Raw genomic sequence first — 16,551 nt, 5'->3', positions numbered from 1 at the left:
ATGGTCAGGCGGAACGTCTGGCCGCTCAACACAGTTGGAGAAGGTGTGACAGGGACTACCACGAAGCCGACGCTGACCAACCTCGACCGTTGCGACAGGTGCGGCGCACAGGCGTACGTCCGAGTCGTTCTGCCTGGCGGCGGAGACCTGCTGTTCTGCCGCCACCACGCGAAGTCGTACGACTCCAAGCTCCGTTCGGTGGCAGTCGAGTACCACGACGAGACCGAAAAGCTGAGTGTCTCCTGACACATCCTGCTACCGAGGGCATGCCATGGACGCATGGCATGCCCTCGACTCGTGTCCGGCCTGGCGTCGTGGCCGCCAGGCCGGGCCGATACCCACATCGACCACACGGATCTGACCGAAGGGTGCGCTGACCGCCCACCTGGGTGGGTAGTCATACGGTGGGCACGTGTCCACCACGGGGAACGAGCCGGCGCCTGCCCTGGCACCCCCCGGGAGTGGCCCAGGCCCCGCACGCGGGGCAGCCCGGCGCGCGGGGCGGGCCCTTGTCGGGTTCCGCGTCTTCTTCGGCCCCGGCGGCCCCCTTCGCGGTGAGGCCCCGCGAGATCTCGCCCGCCGGCTGCTGCGGCCCCGTTCCTGGATCCCCTGGAGCGCTCTGCGCCTGGCCCGGGCGACCGTCTCCAACGCCTGGCGGCACCGGGTGCTCGGGCTCGCCGCCGAAGCCGGCTTCTGGCAGCTGCTGTCGATGCCGCCGCTGCTGCTCGCGCTGCTCGGCACCATCGGCTACGTCGGTGACGCCCTGGGCGGTGACGCCCTGGACAACGTCCGCCAGACCATCCTCGGCGCCGCCGACAACCTGCTCACGGAGTCGGTGGTCGACGACACGGTGCGGCCGACGATTGACGAGATCCTCTCCCGCGGCCGGCCGGATGTCATCTCCATCGGCTTCCTGCTGTCACTGTGGACGGGATCCGCCGCGATGGCGACGTTCGTCAACACGATCACGATCGCGTACGGCCAGCGGGAGCTGCGTTCCGCGGTGCGCAGCCGACTCCTCGCCCTCGCTCTGTTCCTCGCCCAGGTCGCGACCGGTGTCATCCTGCTGCCCGCGCTGGTGCTCGGGCCGGGCATTCTCTCCGACCTGCTCGACTCCGGCCGCCACCCGATCGTGGACGAGCTGCTGAAGGACCTCTTCTGGCCGGTGGTCGGCGTGGTCTCGCTGGCGATGCTGACGGCGCTGTACAACCTGGCGCTGCCACAGCGCCGCCCGTGGCGGCGGGCACTGCCCGGCGCAGGGCTGGCCCTGTGTCTGTGGCTCGTCGGCAGCTATCTGCTCCGCATGTACCTGGAGCTGGTCTTCAGCAACGAGCTCGTCTACGGATCGCTCGCCGCGCCGGTCGCCGCCCTGCTCTTCTTCTACATCACCGCGCTGGCGGTCCTGCTGGGCGCCGAGCTCAACGCCGCGCTGGACGAGCGCCCGCCGCGCCGACGCCACCGCGGCGAGCACCGGCAGCACACCCGCTGATCCCCGGCGGGTGTGCTGGACGGACCTCGCGGCGCGGGCGCCGGCCACCGCGCCGCTCAGTACGTGCAGCCAACGCCCTCGGCCGGCGCGCCCTGGGCCGGCGCATCCTGGGCCTGCACCGGCTGGCCCTGGGTCTGCACCGACCGAGCGGACACCGCCCGCTCCCGCGACGTCTGGTTCGCCGGCACCACAGCGCCCGCCGGAACAGCGCCCGCCGGAGCAGAGCCCGCCGGAACGGCGAGGTGCGCGGGCGCCACCGAGCCCGCCGGAACGAGGGCGGTCGCGCCGGCACTCTGTGGAACGGACCCACCGAGCCGGTTCAGCAGCGCTCCCAGCTCTTCTGGACTGGCGAGCAGCACCGACTGCTCGCCGACCGTCGACGGCGTCGCGGGGATCGTCTCGAAGGCGACCCCGCCGCTGCTGATGCCCTGCATCCGCACGGCCAGCAGGCGCAGGTCGGCCAGGGATGTGTTCTCGTCGAGTGTCAGCGCCGAGGTGGCCGCGTCGACGACGTCGATCAGTTTCCCGGGGTTGAGCAGGGTGCCGGTCGAGGCGATGGAGCGGAAGACCACACCGAGGAACTGCTGCTGCCGGCGGATGCGGTCGATGTCCCCCTCCGGCAGACCGTAGCGCTGGCGGACGAAGGCCAGCGCCTGGGTGCCGTCGAGGGTGTTGTCGCCGACCTGGCCGTGCCAGCCGGAGTACCTGTCGTTGAGGTTGTCGAGGCCGCGCGACTTCAGTTCGGGCGGAAGCTCCTTGACGCAGACCGTCACGCCACCGAGCGCATCGGTCATCGCCTGGAAGCCCACGAAGTCGATCTGCAGGTAGTGGTCGATCCTGATGTTGGTGAGCGTCTCGATCGTCCGGATCAGCAGTGACGGGCCACCGTACGCGAACGCCGCGTTGAGCTTGGACTTCTGCGGGCCGTGCTCCGTGCCGTCGGAGTCGGCGTAGGCCGGGATCTCGACCCACAGGTCCCGCGGGAACGACACCAGCGTCGTGGAGCCGTCGGAGTCGAGATGCGCCAGGATCGTCGTGTCCGAGCGCTGGCCCTCGGTCTGCCCGAACTCCCCCTCGGTGCCCGCCCGGGTGTCGGACCCGACGAGCAGGATGTTCTGGGTCCCACCCCCGGCCGAGTCGGGTCGGGCAGCGGCATCCGAGAACGACAGGTTCACATGGCCGACCTTGCCGTCATAGTGGCGCAGAACGGCCCAACCGCTCGTCGCGACCGCCAGCACCGCGACGGAGACCAGAGCCGCGCACACCAGGATGGCACGGCGTGCGCCGCTGACCGGCCGCCGCGGTTCGTCGACAGGCTCGTCCGCAGACGGGCCGTACGGGTCATACGGGTCGCGGGGGCTGTTCGGGTCGTACCGGCCGTACGGCCCGGCCGGCGCCGCGCCGCCACGGTCACCCGGGCGGGGGTGCGAACGCTCGGGCCGGCCACCGCCCGGTCCGGGAGGCGGCGGCCACCCTGCTCCCGGCTGCTGCGAACCGGGCTGGCGTGACCCAGGCTGGCGTGACCCGGGGCCGGCGGGCGGGGTGGCCGGTGGCAGTCGTCTGGTCGGCGGAACCGCCGGCGGAACCGGTCGGGGCTCACGGCGGGGCCACCCGCCGGCCGGCCAGTTCTCACCGCCGGCGGGAGGTCTCGGAGAACCGGCCCGGGGCGCCCGGGGGTCGGGGGAAGCCGACCGGCCCGCGCCCGCGCCGGGTGGCCTCCGGCGGCGGTCACGCGCATCCCCACCGTCCGGATTGCCATCGTTCGGAGGCCAGCTCACGGCCACGTCCCCTCATTCACCTGCCGGAGCGAAGATCGTCGCCCCGCCCGGACCCGACGAGCTCCCGTACCGCCCGCAGGCAGCCGGTGTACCGCCGGGTTCGTCCGACCTCCGCACCAGGCTGACCGGTGCCGGTGTCGCTCGATACCCACTATGGTCACCCGATACCCACTGTTGCCGCCGTGCAGACCGCGAACCGGCACCTGCCCGGCTCCGCGGACCGCACTGACCGCACATGACTGTTCTACCTGTGTTCTGTCGGCATCCTCCGTTGTACCGGTATCCCGGTCACGCGTTACCGACGCTGCTCGGTATCCGACAGCCCCCGCTACGCGCGATCTGCCCGGCACCTGCCCAGGCTGACACGACCGTCCCAGCCATCACGGCTCTCCCCGCCCTCACGACGCCCCGGCTGTCCCGGCCTGTCCCCGCGGGGCGGGGCACTGCCGGTCGCGGGTGCCGCGAAGTCCGTCCGGATCACCGAGCCGTCCGCAGCGAGGGCCGGTACGGCGGGGCGTTCAACCGGATCCGAATACCCCGAAGCCTTGACGGGATTACCGGGGAAGAGGAAGGCCGCCGACCTCGATCGCCATCCGGCGGGCGCTCGTCGGGTGAGCCGATCGCCCGGCGACCTCATTGATGGCCCGCTGGGCAGCCCCGTCTCCTGGAGTATCTTGAGCCAGTCGCCAGCCCCGGCGGCGCGGCTCCGGCTCGATCTCGGTTTTCAACTCCGCCCGCCCTTCGGCCGACCGCTGTTGGCGCGCAGGCGCGGATCCACCACCGGATCCAGCCGGTCGATCACCGTACAGAGGCGGGCGAACAGGTCGTCGTTGGCGGCGCGGATCACGATGCTGCCGGCAGCGCAGGCGAACATCTCAAACGGCGCGATGGAGTAGTGTGCGTTTCCGGTCCGGGGCGGGGTGGCGCCGATCGCCGGATATGCCACCGCGGCCCCTTCGAGCAGGGAGACCGCAGCGCCGAACATGGCAATATCAAGATGAGTTCCGCGGCCCATGGTTCCCCGGCCGTGTGGAGCGCCGCACCGGTGGCCCCGAAAACGTGGAGCCGGCGGCGAGATCCGCGATCGTAACACCGGTTTGAAGGGGTCCTCACCCGGACGACCCGTGATGGACACCATACCCGACGCGACTTGCGCAACGGTGTCGTATGCCGGGCACTCCCGCCACGGCCCGGTTTGCCCGGAGCCGGAGATGCTCACGAAAATGAGACGGGGATTGCGCGCCGCGAGCGGATCCGTGCCGAGCACAGGCCCGCTCCATCACCCCCGGCCGATAGTTCTCCACCAGAACATCCACCCGATCGACGATCCGCAACAGAAGGTCACGTTCCGTCGCGTCTCGGAGATCAACGAACGATGGATTGCCTGCCCCGGTTGACCCGAGCGAAGTACATCGATCGCCCGTCGATGAACGGACCGCAGGTACGCGAGTCGTCACCGCGCCCCGGACGTTCGACCTTGATGACCCGGGCCCCGAGATCGGCACACATCATCATCGCGAACGGGCCGGCCAAAACCCGGGCGAGATCAACCGCGAGAAGGCCCGGCATCGGCCCGAGCGCTCGCCACGACGAACGACGCTACCCGACCAGGGCGTGGGCGGCCTACCGTTAACGGTATGAGCGCCCAGTCCCACCAAACACCACCTTCACACCCCGCCCCGGCCTCATCCCCGGGCGGCGGGAGCGAGGACACCGCACACCGGAGCTCTCTCACTTCGCCCGGCACGGAAGCGGAACAGGCAACGCCGCCGGCGGAGGCCTCCGCGGTCGCCGGGCAGGCCGGGGCTCCACCGGAAAACCGACCGACGACAGCCGAACAAGGAACGGACGAACCGGACAGGGTCCGCCAGGCCAATCACGACGAGCAGCCACACGCCGCCTTCCGGCGTTTCATGGCGAGCGGCTGGGCTCCGGTGGATGAGACGGTCGCGCCGCGTGACGAGTGCGCTCCCTACACCACCAAACGGCGCTCGCTTCTCGCCACCAGATTCCCCGCGGACACACTCGTTGTGCCCAGCGGCGGGATCCACGTCCGGGCGAACGACACCGATTACCCGTTTCGCCCGGGCAGTGACTTCTTCTGGCTCACTGGATGTCACGAACCGGACGCTGTCCTGATCCTGCATCCCAACGCCGCCGGCGATCACGACGCCGTCCTGTATCTCGCCGATCGTTCCGACCGGTCCAGCTCCGCGTTCTACACGGACCGCCGTTACGGCGAACTGTGGGTCGGCCCGCGTCCCGGGGTGCGGGAGACCACAGCAGCGCTTGACGTCGAATGCCGGCCGTTGCCGGAACTACCCGAAGCTCTCGCCCGTCTCGCCCCGGCCCGGACAAGAGTGCTGCGCGGGCTGGACGCCCGGGTGGACCGGGCGGTGAGCCGCTGGGCTCCGACCTCCTCGTCCGACGACCGGGATGCCGTGTTCGCCCAGACGCTGTCGGAGCTCCGACTGGTCAAGGACGATTTCGAGATCGCCCGTCTCGACGAGGCGGTGGCCGCGACCATTGTCGGTTTCACCGAGTGCATGACCGAGTTCGAGCGCGCGGCGGCTCTACCCAACGGCGAGCGGTGGCTGGAAGGAACGTTCTGGCGGCGGGCCCGGGTCGACGGCAACGACGTCGGCTACGGCTCCATCGTCGCCTGCGGGCCGCACTCCACGACCCTGCACTGGGTGCGGGATGACGGCCCTGTCCGGCCCGGTGACCTGGCTCTCCTCGACATGGGTGTCGAGGGGCGCTCGCTGTACACGGCCGACCTGACGCGCACGCTGCCCGTCGGCGGACGCTTCAGCCCGCTCCAGCGCCAGGTCCACGACGTCGTCTACCAGGCACAACAGGCGGGAATTGCCGCCGTGCGGCCGGGCGCGACCTTCCTCGACCCACACCGCGCGGCAATGCGCGTGATCGCGCAGGCGCTGCATGACTGGGGGCTGCTGCCGGTCACCCCGGAGGAGTCTCTCAGCGAGGATCCGAAGGCCCCGGGGGCGGGGCTGCACCGGCGCTACACGCTGCACTCGACGTCACACATGCTCGGCCTGGATGTGCACGACTGCGCGCAGGCGCGCGATGAGACATACCGGGATGCCGCGCTGGAGGCGGGGATGGTACTGACGGTCGAGCCCGGCCTCTACTTCCAGCCGGACGACCTCACCGTTCCGCCGGAGCTTCGCGGGATCGGCGTCCGCATAGAGGATGACATCCTGGTCACGTCAGACGGAAGTCGCAACATGTCAGCCGGGCTCGTACGTTCGGCCGACGAGGTCGAAAGATGGATGGCCGGCGAAGCCGGCAGGTGCTGAAACCGCGCGGGATCCAGCCAGCCGGCCGCCCATTTGACCGCCCCCGGCCGTAGTACGGCAGTCGGCCGGCAATCGCCACAACGTGGTCTGGTTCCTGCCCATCGTGCGATGGGCAGGAACCACGACGCGAAAAGATGATCACGCCTTCTTCGGCCGCCGGCCCGAGGAGACCCACACCAGCTATCAGGGTGGCGCTCGGGTAGTACCAGGATCGACCCGCTCGGCGCGTCGACCCGAAAGCAGTGGGACCAGGCTCAGTGAGCCTTGTCGTACGCCTCCACGATGTTCGACGCGATACGGCCACGGTCACTCACCGTGTAGCCGTTGCTGCGCGCCCACTCGCGAATGTCGGCCGTGCGGTCGGTTCCGCCGGTGCGCCGCGAAGCAGCGCGCGCGCCGCGCCGGCCACTGGCGGCACGCCCACCGGAACGACGGGCGGCGGTGACGAACGGCGCCAGCGACTCCCGCAACTTCGTGGCGTTCTTCTCCGACAGGTCGATCTCATACTGTGCGCCGTCCAGTCCGAACCGGACCGTCTCGTCGGCCTCTTCTCCGCTGAGATCGTCAATCAACGAGACGATGGTCTTCTGGGCCATGCCACTCTCCTTCAGGTCAGCGGACCGCAGAACTTACGGGTCTAGTATTACCACGAGAACACCGTGAACTGTCACGCCTGGTTCGACAGACTCGCGTGCCAACCGCGTCGATGGCGCAAGTGCGGGCTCGAGGTGGGGTGTCGACGCAGCCCAAAGGAGCGGATCGACATCGACATGATAGAGAGATGATCATGTTCTTCGAATCACACCTTCCGGTTCGAAACGTCGACCCACGAACGGCGCCACCGTCGCTCACGGCAACCCACCAGCAGCCGGCACCATCCCGGAGACGCCGCTACCCGGGCACGAGACAGGCTTGGTACGCGTCCGGACCGTTCGATTGCCCGGCAAACGAGGCCCCCGACGGGGCAGGGTCTTTGGTCAACCTGCCGGGCGGGAACCCACCGCCGTGTTTGCCAAAGCCGACCCACCGCGCCGGATGAGTACGCCGGATTCCGCTCCTGACGCTATGCACCCGACTGGCGCGGACTACGGTCTCACCTGGGTCGTGGACGCGGCGAACGTGATTGGCGCCCGACCCGACGGCTGGTGGCGCGACCGCGCAGGTGCCGCCAGGCGACTACACAGGGACATTTTCACCCTGCTCCACCGGGCGGATGGACCCCGCGCTCAAGCCGACCGGCCGGCACAGGTGCTTCTTGTTCTCGAAGGCGCCGCCCGGGCGGGTGTACCGGCCGGGCCCGGCTCGTCGAAGTTCGCACCATGCCGGCACGGTTCGGGCGATATCTCCGCCGGACAGCGGGAAGACCAGCTCCCGCCGCCAGCATCCGAACCGAACGCCCCGTTACTCGGAAAGGGGACGGAACCCCCACACCTCCTGGTGATCCACGCACCAGCCAGTGGGGACGACGCCATCGTGGATGCGGTACGCGGCACGACATCGCCGACTCTGGTGGTGACATCCGATCGGGCGCTGCGGGATCGCGTTCGCGCACTCGGCGCACAGGTCGCGAGCGCCCGCTGGCTACGGGATCTCCTCGACGAGACCTGAGTACCGATATGCCGGAAATCACTATGTCCGGAATCACATTTTTCGAAGGCCGAACCCCGGCGCCGCGACACGTTCAGGCCGCTGGCAGATAAGGACGCCCAAGGCACCGGCCTGCGCCCGTCCCACCTTCGCCGGCCACGATGCCCGGTTCGCCACCACGGATACGACGGGTCCAGCCCGGGTCGGACGCCCCCACACCCTGCGCCGGCCGGGAGTCGACCCGCGGCCGGGACCGCTCCCCGGCCGCCTCACCGCGCCGGGAAGGCCCTCGAACGCCGGGGGGGTAATGAAACCCTCGATTCTCGATACCGGCCAGCACAGGCGGCCTGAGCGGCTTGAGCGGGTTGAGCGGCTTCGCGGGCGGCTTTCGCAGGCAGCCACAGCCGCTCAGGCCCACCGCGGCTGCGCCCGCGTCCGGCACGGCCGCACGCAACGGAGGGCGGCGGAGTACCCGCCGGACGCAAAGGCAGAACGCGGGCCGGACGCCGGGATCACATCCACCCGCCATGACGCGGGCTGCTCGGCGACGGGCTGCTCCGGCCTGCCAGGTGGATCCGAGCTGGTTCGGAACGCGGGACACCGGCGGCCGGGGTTCTCCAGCCGGATCCAGGTGGACCTACCTCGATGGAATGACGGCTCAGCCGCGATGGCGCGGGGCTGCCCCGTCAGGCTCGAGCCGGAGCCGGCACAGGTGCGGAGGCCGGTGGCCGGGTACGCGGTCCAGGCGCGGCGAGCCGGGCCGCGTACCGGCCCGCGGTGGCCGACACCTCCAGCGGCAGACCGAAGCAGGATGACAGGCGCTCGGAAACCAGCACCTCGCCGGCCGGCCCGGCGGCGAGAACCTGGCCACGGCGCAGCAGCAGGGCGTGCGTGACCCCGACCGGTATCTCTTCGACGTGATGGCTCACCAGCACGGTGACGGGCGCGGCCGGGTCGGCGGCGAACCGGGTGAGCCGCCGGAGCAGCGCCTCCCGGGCGCCGAGGTCGAGGCCGCTCGCCGGCTCGTCCAGCAGAAGCAGTTCGGGATCGGTCATCAGTGCACGGGCGATCAGGACCCGCTTGCGCTCGCCCTCGGAAAGGGTGCCGAAGGTCCGTGCCGCGAGGTTCCGGCAGCCGAACTGGCTCAGCAGCTCGGTGGCCCGCTTCAGGTCGACGTCGTCGTACTGCTCGTCGCCGCGGCCCAGCACCGACCAGGCCGCGGTGACCACCGCGTCGAGGACACGCTCGTCGGCCGGCGGCCGGTCGGTGAGCACCGGGCTGACCGCACCGACGCGGTATCGCAGCTCCTGCAGGTTCACCCGGCCCAGCCGCTCGCCGAGCAGATGCACCGTGCCGGAGGTGGGGAACAGCCGTGAGGACGCGATCTGCAGCAGGGTGGTCTTACCCGCGCCGTTCGGCCCGAGGAGCACCCAGCGCTCGCCCTGGTTCACCACCCAGTTCACGTCGCGCAGGAGGTCCTGCCCGTCACGTCTGACCGTGACCTGATCTAGGCGCAGCACGGCGTCCGGCATGACGCTCACGTTACGCGAGCCGGCCGGCGTTCCGGCGTACCGGTCAGGGGAAAGCAGGACGTACCCGCGCCCCTGCGCGGCCGGAGGAGGCCGGAACGGGACAGCCGCTTTCCAGCCCCCGGCCGGGCACCGGCCCGGCCTCGCGCGGGCCCTCTCAGGTCCGGTCGGGATCGATCTCCGCCCACACCAGCTTGCCGTCACCGACCGGGCGCGTGCCCCACCGGGACGCCAGCCTGCCCACCAGGTCGAGCCCGCGCCCGGTCTCGTCCTCGGGCCCGGCGCGGCGCCGGCGGGGCATCCGGCCGCCGGCATCGGTGACCTCGATCAGCAGATGCGGCGCCCCGCCCGTGCCGGTTCCGGCGGCCGCCATCCGGCGGACACGCGCCGACAGCGGCTCGCGGCCGTGCACGAGCGCGTTGCCGACGAGCTCGGAGAGCACGAGTACCACTGTGTCGATCAGCGCGGGTGGGAGCAGGGCGTTCTCCAGCGCGACCCGGACCTGGGCCCGCACCTGACTCAGGCCGGCGCCCGGGTCCGCCGAGACGTCCAGTGGCTCCGCCCGGCTGTCGCGCTCCGGCAGCCGGGCCAACAACAGGGCCACGTCATCACCGGAACCCGAGCCCGCCGGCGGCCGGGCGGCGCAGGCCGCCCGGGCCAGCACGTCGAGCCGGTCGTCCCAGTCCTCCGCCGGGCGCGCGAGCACCGCGGCGAGGTTCGACACGCCCGCGTCGATGTCCGTCCCGGGCCCGCGGACAAGCCCGTCGGTGAACAGCGCGAGCAGGGAACCGGGCCCAAGCTGCACGGTGTACTCGGTCATCGCGTCGCGGGCGAGCCCCAGCGGTGTCGCCACCGCCATGTACAGCCGCGACACCAGGCCGTCCGGGGCAACCACCAGGGGCGGCGGATGTCCCGCGCTGGCCAGGGTGAGCTGGCCCGTCTCGGTCTCGAGGACCGCGTAGATGCAGGTGGCGATCAGGTCCTCGGCCAGGTCGGCGACAAGCAGGTCGAGCTGGGTGAGCACCTCCGCGGGCGGCAGGTCGAGGCGGGCGCAGGTACGGACGGCACTGCGCAGCTGCCCCATCAGCGCCGCCGCGCGCAGGCCGCGCCCCATCACGTCGCCGATGACCAGCGCGGCCCGCCCGGCACCCAGGTCGATGGCGTCGAACCAGTCGCCGCCGACCTCGTCGGCCTCACCGGCGGGCAGGTACCGCGCCGCCAGGTCCAGGCCGGCCAGGACGGGCAGCCGCGGCAGCAGCGCCTGCTGCAGTTCCCGGGCCTCGCCGCCGGCCGGCCCGCCCCGCCCGGCGCGTTCGAGGGCCGGCGCGGTGCGGGCCGCGACCTCGGTCAGGAAGGGCAGGTCATCCCCGGTGAACGCGGCCCGCTCACCGGTGGCGATCACCGTCAGGACGCCGACAGGCCGGCCGCGGAACAGGATCGGGACCGCGGCGGCGCTGTGGCCCTCCGCGTCGCGGACCCACCGGGCCAGCTCCGGGGCGAGGACCCCGTCCAGGAACAGCGGCAGGCCCGGCAGGGGAAGCCCTCCGGATGAGGGCAGGGCGCCGGAGTACGGAACACCGCCAGGCGCCGCGTTCCCCTCCCCCGCGTTCAGCAGGATGGGGCCGGGACGCCCGCCCGGACCATCGGCGACGGCGACGGCGGTGAGCGGGCTCGGGATGGGCAGGAGCAGCGCCGGGCCGCCCGGCGGCGGGCCGGCGGCAAGGCCGTCGCGGACGGCGAACACGGCCGGGCGCACCGCGGGTCCGTCGGCGGGATCCGATCCGTCCGCGGCAGATGCCAGATGGACGAGACAGACGTCGGCGATCTCCGCGACGACGACCGCCGCCAGCGCGGCCAGCGCCCGGTCGGGATCAGCCGCGGCCGTGACCGCGGCTCCGGCCTGGGCGAGCTGCTCCAACCGGCGCCGGGCCGTGGCAGCCGACGCCTGCTGGGTCTGGGCCACGGCCCGGGCGCTCGCCAGGTCCGCGTCGGACTCGTCCCGGGCCAGTCGGCGCTCGGTCGCGTCGGCGGCGACCCGCTCGAACAGCGTGGCCCGTTCCAGCGCCTGTGCGCACTGCTCGGCGAGGGCCAGCAGGAACTCCTGGTCCTCGCCGTCGAAATCCCGTGCCGCGGGGAAACCGAGGTGCAGGACGCCGAACGGCGCATCCGTCGTCGCCAGCGGCACCAGCGCCCAGGCATGCTCGGGGCCTGTCTCGACGGTGCCGAGCAGGTCCGCGACCGGCCAGCGGGCGCCGAGCTCGTCCCGGCTGCGCAGCAGGACCGGCCGCTGCCCGCGAACGACCTCGGCGAGCGGGTGGATGGCGCCGAGCGACACCTCCGACCATCGCCCGGCGTACTCGGACGAGGTGCCGACCAGCTTGTGGAAACGCAGCCGGTCACCGGACTCGTCGATCAGCGCCACGCCGCGGCTGACAGCGCGCGCGGCACGGCCGGCGTGCTCGACCACGGCGGCGACCACGTCGTCGACGGTCACCGCCCGCCCCAGCGCGGAGGTGAGGCGCCGCGACTGGTCCCGGCGCCACGCGGCCTCGTCCGCGGCGGCGGTGAACGACACCCGCGCCGCGGCGGCCGAACGGGCTTCGGTGACGTCCGCGAGCACGCCGACCCATTCGGCGTGCTGCCCGTCCATCGCCGGCACCAGCCGCGCGGTCATCGTCCGGAACCCCCCGGTGACGTCCGGGAGGGTGAACTCGGCGTCGAACGGCTCGCCGCGCTCCACCGCGCCGTGCCAGGACCGCCGGACCCGCTCCCGCTCGTCCGGATGAACGGCGTCCAGCCAGCCGAAACCGGCTGTCTGCGGGCCGGTCTGCCCGGTCGCCGCACGCCAGCGGGGCAGGTCGATGTCGAGAGCGCCGTCGGCGGCGGCGTGGAAGACGTCGGCGGCGGCGGCGTCGACCAGCAGGCGCTCGCGGGCCTGCGCGCGGGTGAGATCTGCCTGCGCTGTCTTCGCCCGCGTCGCGTCGACCGCGACCAGGACGGCACCGGCGGGCGTGCCCAGCCGGTCCGTCGCCGGGTACCAGCTCGCCAGCCAGGTCTGGTCCGGGCCGGTGCCGCCCGTGGCGACCCCGATCTCCAGGTCCGTCACCGGCTCTCCGGTTCGCAGCACCCGGCCCAGCAGGACGTCCATCTCCTGCCCGATGTCGCCGAGCAGCTCCGACATCGTGCGGCCGAGATGCTCGACAGCCGGACGTCCGTTGAGCCGGGCGAGCACCTCGTTGACCCGGACGTAGCGGCCGGCGGTGTCGTAGAGGGCGAGGCCGACCGGCGCCCGGTCGAACAGGGCGTCCCGCAGGGTCTGCCCGGTGGGATCCACGGCGGGGGGGAGCAGCGGCGGCGGCAGGGACGTGCCGAGGTCGGATCCCGCACCGGGATGGGCGGAGCCCGGCGGCAGCAGTCCGTCCGACCCGACTCCGCCGACCGCTCCGGCTCCCGTCCCGCCCGCCGCGGACGCAGAGGCGGGTATGGACGCAGAGGCGGGTATGGAGGTCGGATCGAGGGACGGTGTGTGCCAGGGCGTACCAAAGTCAGCGGGGATCGCACCGGCCCCGTCCGGCGGGGCGGTGAGCGGGAAACCGGGCAGACCGGCGAAATCCGGCCCGGCGGCCCCGCCCGCCCCGGCGGCCCCGCCCGCGGTCCGCTCGTCGGCCACCTGGCCGAGGGAGGGCACGAACCCCGGCGGTACCTCCGACGGCGGCGGCGGCGGACGCAGCGCCCCGGACGTCACGGGCCCGGAGGTCCCTGCCCCGGACTGCTGCGGGGCGGGCTGCAGCTGGTCCGGTTGCAGCTGGTCCGGCGCAGTCACCGGCGGCACCGCGGACGGTCCGGACTCGGACGGCGGTAGCAGCGGTGGCGCCGGCGCCGGGCCGGCCGTGGCCAGGGGCCGCGGTTCGCCGCCCCCGCCCTCGCCCGCCAGCGGTTCCCAGCCGGACGGCGTGTGCGCCGCGGAGCCGGCCGGACCGGCGCCCGCGCCACTCACCTCCGCGTAGGCGGGCCAGCTGGGCTGGCCGGCCAACCCGTTCCAGCCCCCCGCCGCATGGTCCGTGCCGTCCCAGCCGGGCATCGGCAGACCGGGGTAGCCCATGCCCCTGGAGTCAGGACCACCCGACCCGGCCGGTTCGTCGCCGGCGGCGTCGCGGCCGTCCGCGTCGGGGCCGACGGACGGCCGGCCAGCTGGCTGAGCGGGGTACGGCGTGGTCATGGCAGACGATTGTGGACGGTGGGGACACGTTGTGCCGAACCGGGCTGCGGGTCGGCCGCGGCCGGGCGTTCCGTCACCGGTCTCCAGAACCGGCGCGGACCGGCATCCGCCCGTGGCGTCGGGGGCGCCAGGAGGATCTCCGCCGCGCGCACGCTGACCCCGTCCGCCGCGACGACGACGGGGTCCAGAGCCAGGCGGCGCACCGTGCCGATCTCGTCCACGAGCCGGGCCAGCCGCAGCAGCAGGTCCTCCAGCGCCGCGACGTCGACCGGCGCGGCTCCGCGGTAGCCGAAGAGCAGGGGCGCCGCGCGCACCGACCGCACCAGCCGGGCCGCGTCGGCGTCGGTCAGCGGCAGGATGTGGTGCGCCCGGTCGCCGAGCAGCTCCGTCGCCGGGCCCGCCAGCCCGAAGGACACCAGTGGGCCGAAGCGGGGATTCTCCTCGGCGCCGAGAACCACCGCTACGCCCGGCGGCCCCGCCGCGCCCGGGAGGTGGACATCCTGCCGCGGGCTGTGGACGTCCGGCCCGGGGGTGAGCTCGATGCCGTAGCAGGCGAGCAGCGCACGCGCGGCGCCGGCGGTGAGAGTGCCGGTCACGCCCGCCGTGAGCCGCCGGGCCTCGTCGACCCGGACCGGGAGCGGGGGGACGGCGCCCGCTGGCAGCGCCCGCCAGCGGGCGTAGGCGACAGCCCGGCGCAGCGCGCCGACCGCCGCCTCCGGCGAGAAGTAGGTGGGGATCCCGTCCAGTTCGGGCCCGATCCGACCGCCGCTCGCGGTCGCCAGCAACGGCACGTTCACGCTCGCCGCCGCGGCGGCCGCGCCGACCGCGGCCGACTCGACGGGACCGGTCGACTCGACGGGACCGGCCGACTCGACGGGACCGGTCCGACCGGCCGGACCGGATCGGGGCCGGGGTGCCGCTGACGGCGGTTGCACGGCGGCCGTGATCAGGGCGTCCGCCCTGGTGGACGCGTCGACGAGAGCGTTCCGGAACGCCTCCGGGGTGCTGTCCACGGGCAGCAGCACCTCCTCGACGACGAGGCCGGCGGCGTCCGCGGCCCGCGCCGTGAACCGGACCAGGGCGCGGGAGTCGCCGACGACCGCCACCCGGTTCCCCGCCGGCAGCGGGCAGCTGGCGAGCAGCAGGGCGACGTCCAGGCCCTGGGAGACCCGGTCGACGCCGATCACCCCGGCCTGGCGCAGCAGCGCCTCGTCCAGCGGCGTCCGTTCGGAGAGCACGACGACGACCGGAGTGTCCCGCCCCAGCCAGCGGGCGAGCCGGGCGAACTTGCGCGGATTGCCGAAGGTCTCCAGGTGCATGAGGGCCACCCCGGTGGACGGGTCGGCCTTCCAGTACTGGAGCAGGTCGTTGCCGCTGACGTCGGCGCGGTCGCCGGCCGAGACGAAGACCGACAGTCCCAGCCCGCGGCCGGCGGCAGCCTCCAGCAGCGCGCCGCCGAGCGGGCCGGACTGGGAGTAGCAGCCGATCCGCCCCGCGGCCGGCATCTCGCCGACCAGCGACGCGTTCAGCCCCGCGGCGGGGTTCTGCAGCCCGAGGCTGGCCGGCCCGACGACCCGCATGCCGTACGCGCGGGCGCCGGCGGCGAGCCGGGCGTCCGCGGTGTCGTCACGCTGGTCGGTCATGACGACCAGCCCGCGCACCCCGTGCCGCCCGCAGGCGGCCACCACGGCCGGGATCCGGGCGGCCGGCACACACAGCACCGCCAGGTCGACCGGGCGCGGTGTCTCCTCGACCGAGGCGTACGCCCGGACCGAGGCGACAGCGCCGTCGGCTGCCGCCGCGAGCGGGTTCACCGGGTACACCGGCCCGTCGAAGCCGCCGGCCAGCAGGTTGCGCAGCACGATGTTGCCGAGCGACCCCCGGTCCCGGCCCGCCCCGATGACGGCCACGGCCCGGGGGTGCAGGAGCCGGTACACGGACGCCGCCTCCGCCCGGTGCTCCCGGGCCCGCATCACGTCGACGGAGCGGGCGGTCGGCGCGATGTCGAACGACAGCCGGACAGCGCCGGGCTCCCAGGCCCGCGCCACCGTGTAGCCGGCGTCCAGGAACACCCGGATCATCTGCTGGTTCTCGCCGAGAACCTCGGCGTCGAAGCGGCGCACCCCGCGCTCGGCCGCTGCCGCGGCGAGATGTTCCAGCAGCACCGAGCCGATCCCGCGGCCCTGCTGGGCGTCCTCCACCAGGAAGGCGACCTCGGCCGCCGTGGCCAGCGCGGGCGGTGCCACGTCGGCCGCGAGGCCGCGTTCCCAGTGCGCGAGCGCGACGATCTCACCGCCGATCAGGGCGACCAGTGCGCCGCGGGCCCGCTGGTCGACCTGGGTCGTGCGGGCGATGTCCTCGTCGCTGAGGCCGCGCCGGACGTTGAAGTAGCGGAAGTAGATCGTCCGGGTGGACAGGCGGGACCAGAACGGGCGTAGCAGAGCTCCGTCCGCCGGGCGGATCGGCCGGATGTGCGCCGTCCCACCGTCCAGCAGGACGACGTCGGCCTCCCAGTGCTCCGGGTAGTCGTCCGGCACCGGCACCTCCGCCGGCGCCCGTTCTGCCACCGACGCCCGTGCCGCCGCCGACGCCCGTGCCGCCACCGGTACCGGCGCGGCGTCGGGACCGG

Annotated in this window: 11 protein-coding genes; 4 read left to right on the top strand and 7 right to left on the bottom strand. The window is 73.1% G+C overall.

The features are described 5' to 3' along the window. The first annotated feature begins 45 nt into the window (after positions 1-45). Both B207_RS0112455 and B207_RS0112450 read left to right on the top strand, forming a co-directional pair. Positions 46-246 (top strand): DUF7455 domain-containing protein, encoded by a 201-nt coding sequence (locus tag B207_RS0112455; protein WP_018636871.1) that lies wholly within the window; start codon positions 46-48, stop codon positions 244-246. A gap of 166 nt (positions 247-412) precedes the next feature. Next, a complete protein-coding gene (locus tag B207_RS0112450) occupies positions 413-1,489 on the top strand; it encodes a YihY/virulence factor BrkB family protein (RefSeq protein ID WP_035740570.1) in 1,077 nt (358 codons plus the stop codon). Positions 1,490-1,545: 56 nt separating this feature from the next. Here B207_RS0112450 and B207_RS33665 read toward each other — a convergent pair whose 3' ends face one another. The 3 genes from B207_RS33665 to B207_RS42830 form a co-directional block, all read right to left on the bottom strand. Further along, a complete protein-coding gene (locus B207_RS33665) occupies positions 1,546-2,754 on the bottom strand; it encodes an LCP family protein (protein ID WP_018636870.1) in 1,209 nt (402 codons plus the stop codon). Between the two features lie 1,237 nt (positions 2,755-3,991). Then, positions 3,992-4,534 (bottom strand): CoA transferase, encoded by a 543-nt coding sequence (locus B207_RS41350; protein ID WP_084692114.1) that lies wholly within the window; start codon positions 4,532-4,534, stop codon positions 3,992-3,994. Between the two features lie 98 nt (positions 4,535-4,632). Then, positions 4,633-4,776: a CoA transferase gene (locus tag B207_RS42830; RefSeq protein ID WP_407671412.1), complete on the bottom strand. Its 144-nt coding sequence runs from the start codon at positions 4,774-4,776 to the stop codon at positions 4,633-4,635. A gap of 404 nt (positions 4,777-5,180) precedes the next feature. Between B207_RS42830 and B207_RS0112430 the strand changes: the two genes are divergently transcribed. Further along, entirely contained in the window at positions 5,181-6,587 is a 1,407-nt protein-coding gene (locus B207_RS0112430; RefSeq protein ID WP_018636867.1) for an aminopeptidase P family protein, read from the top strand. 254 nt (positions 6,588-6,841) lie between these two features. Here the strand turns inward: B207_RS0112430 and B207_RS0112425 are convergent, their stop codons facing one another. Continuing rightward, positions 6,842-7,183, bottom strand: coding sequence for a histone-like nucleoid-structuring protein Lsr2 (locus B207_RS0112425; RefSeq protein ID WP_006542630.1), 342 nt, complete (start codon positions 7,181-7,183; stop codon positions 6,842-6,844). An 877-nt stretch (positions 7,184-8,060) separates the two neighbouring features. Between B207_RS0112425 and B207_RS41345 the strand changes: the two genes are divergently transcribed. After that, a complete protein-coding gene (locus tag B207_RS41345) occupies positions 8,061-8,195 on the top strand; it encodes an NYN domain-containing protein (RefSeq protein ID WP_230204990.1) in 135 nt (44 codons plus the stop codon). Between the two features lie 665 nt (positions 8,196-8,860). Here the strand turns inward: B207_RS41345 and B207_RS33650 are convergent. The 3 genes from B207_RS33650 to B207_RS0112410 form a co-directional block, all read right to left on the bottom strand. Beyond that, positions 8,861-9,706, bottom strand: a complete 846-nt coding sequence (locus tag B207_RS33650; protein ID WP_018636866.1) for an ABC transporter ATP-binding protein — start codon at positions 9,704-9,706, stop codon at positions 8,861-8,863. Between the two features lie 154 nt (positions 9,707-9,860). Beyond that, a complete protein-coding gene (locus tag B207_RS0112415) occupies positions 9,861-13,922 on the bottom strand; it encodes a SpoIIE family protein phosphatase (protein ID WP_018636865.1) in 4,062 nt (1,353 codons plus the stop codon). Beyond that, on the bottom strand, positions 13,919-16,459 hold the full coding sequence (locus B207_RS0112410) for a bifunctional acetate--CoA ligase family protein/GNAT family N-acetyltransferase (RefSeq protein ID WP_026310986.1): 2,541 nt from the start codon (positions 16,457-16,459) through the stop codon (positions 13,919-13,921). The genes B207_RS0112415 and B207_RS0112410 overlap by 4 nt, the downstream gene beginning before the upstream one ends. Between the last annotated feature and the right edge of the window lie 92 nt (positions 16,460-16,551).

This window comes from Parafrankia elaeagni (genome assembly GCF_000374165.1).
In the GTDB taxonomy this organism is placed as follows: domain Bacteria; phylum Actinomycetota; class Actinomycetes; order Frankiales; family Frankiaceae; genus Parafrankia; species Parafrankia elaeagni.
The sequence above is the reverse complement of the archived record's forward strand: the minus strand, read 5'-3'. Positions and strand labels throughout refer to the sequence as shown.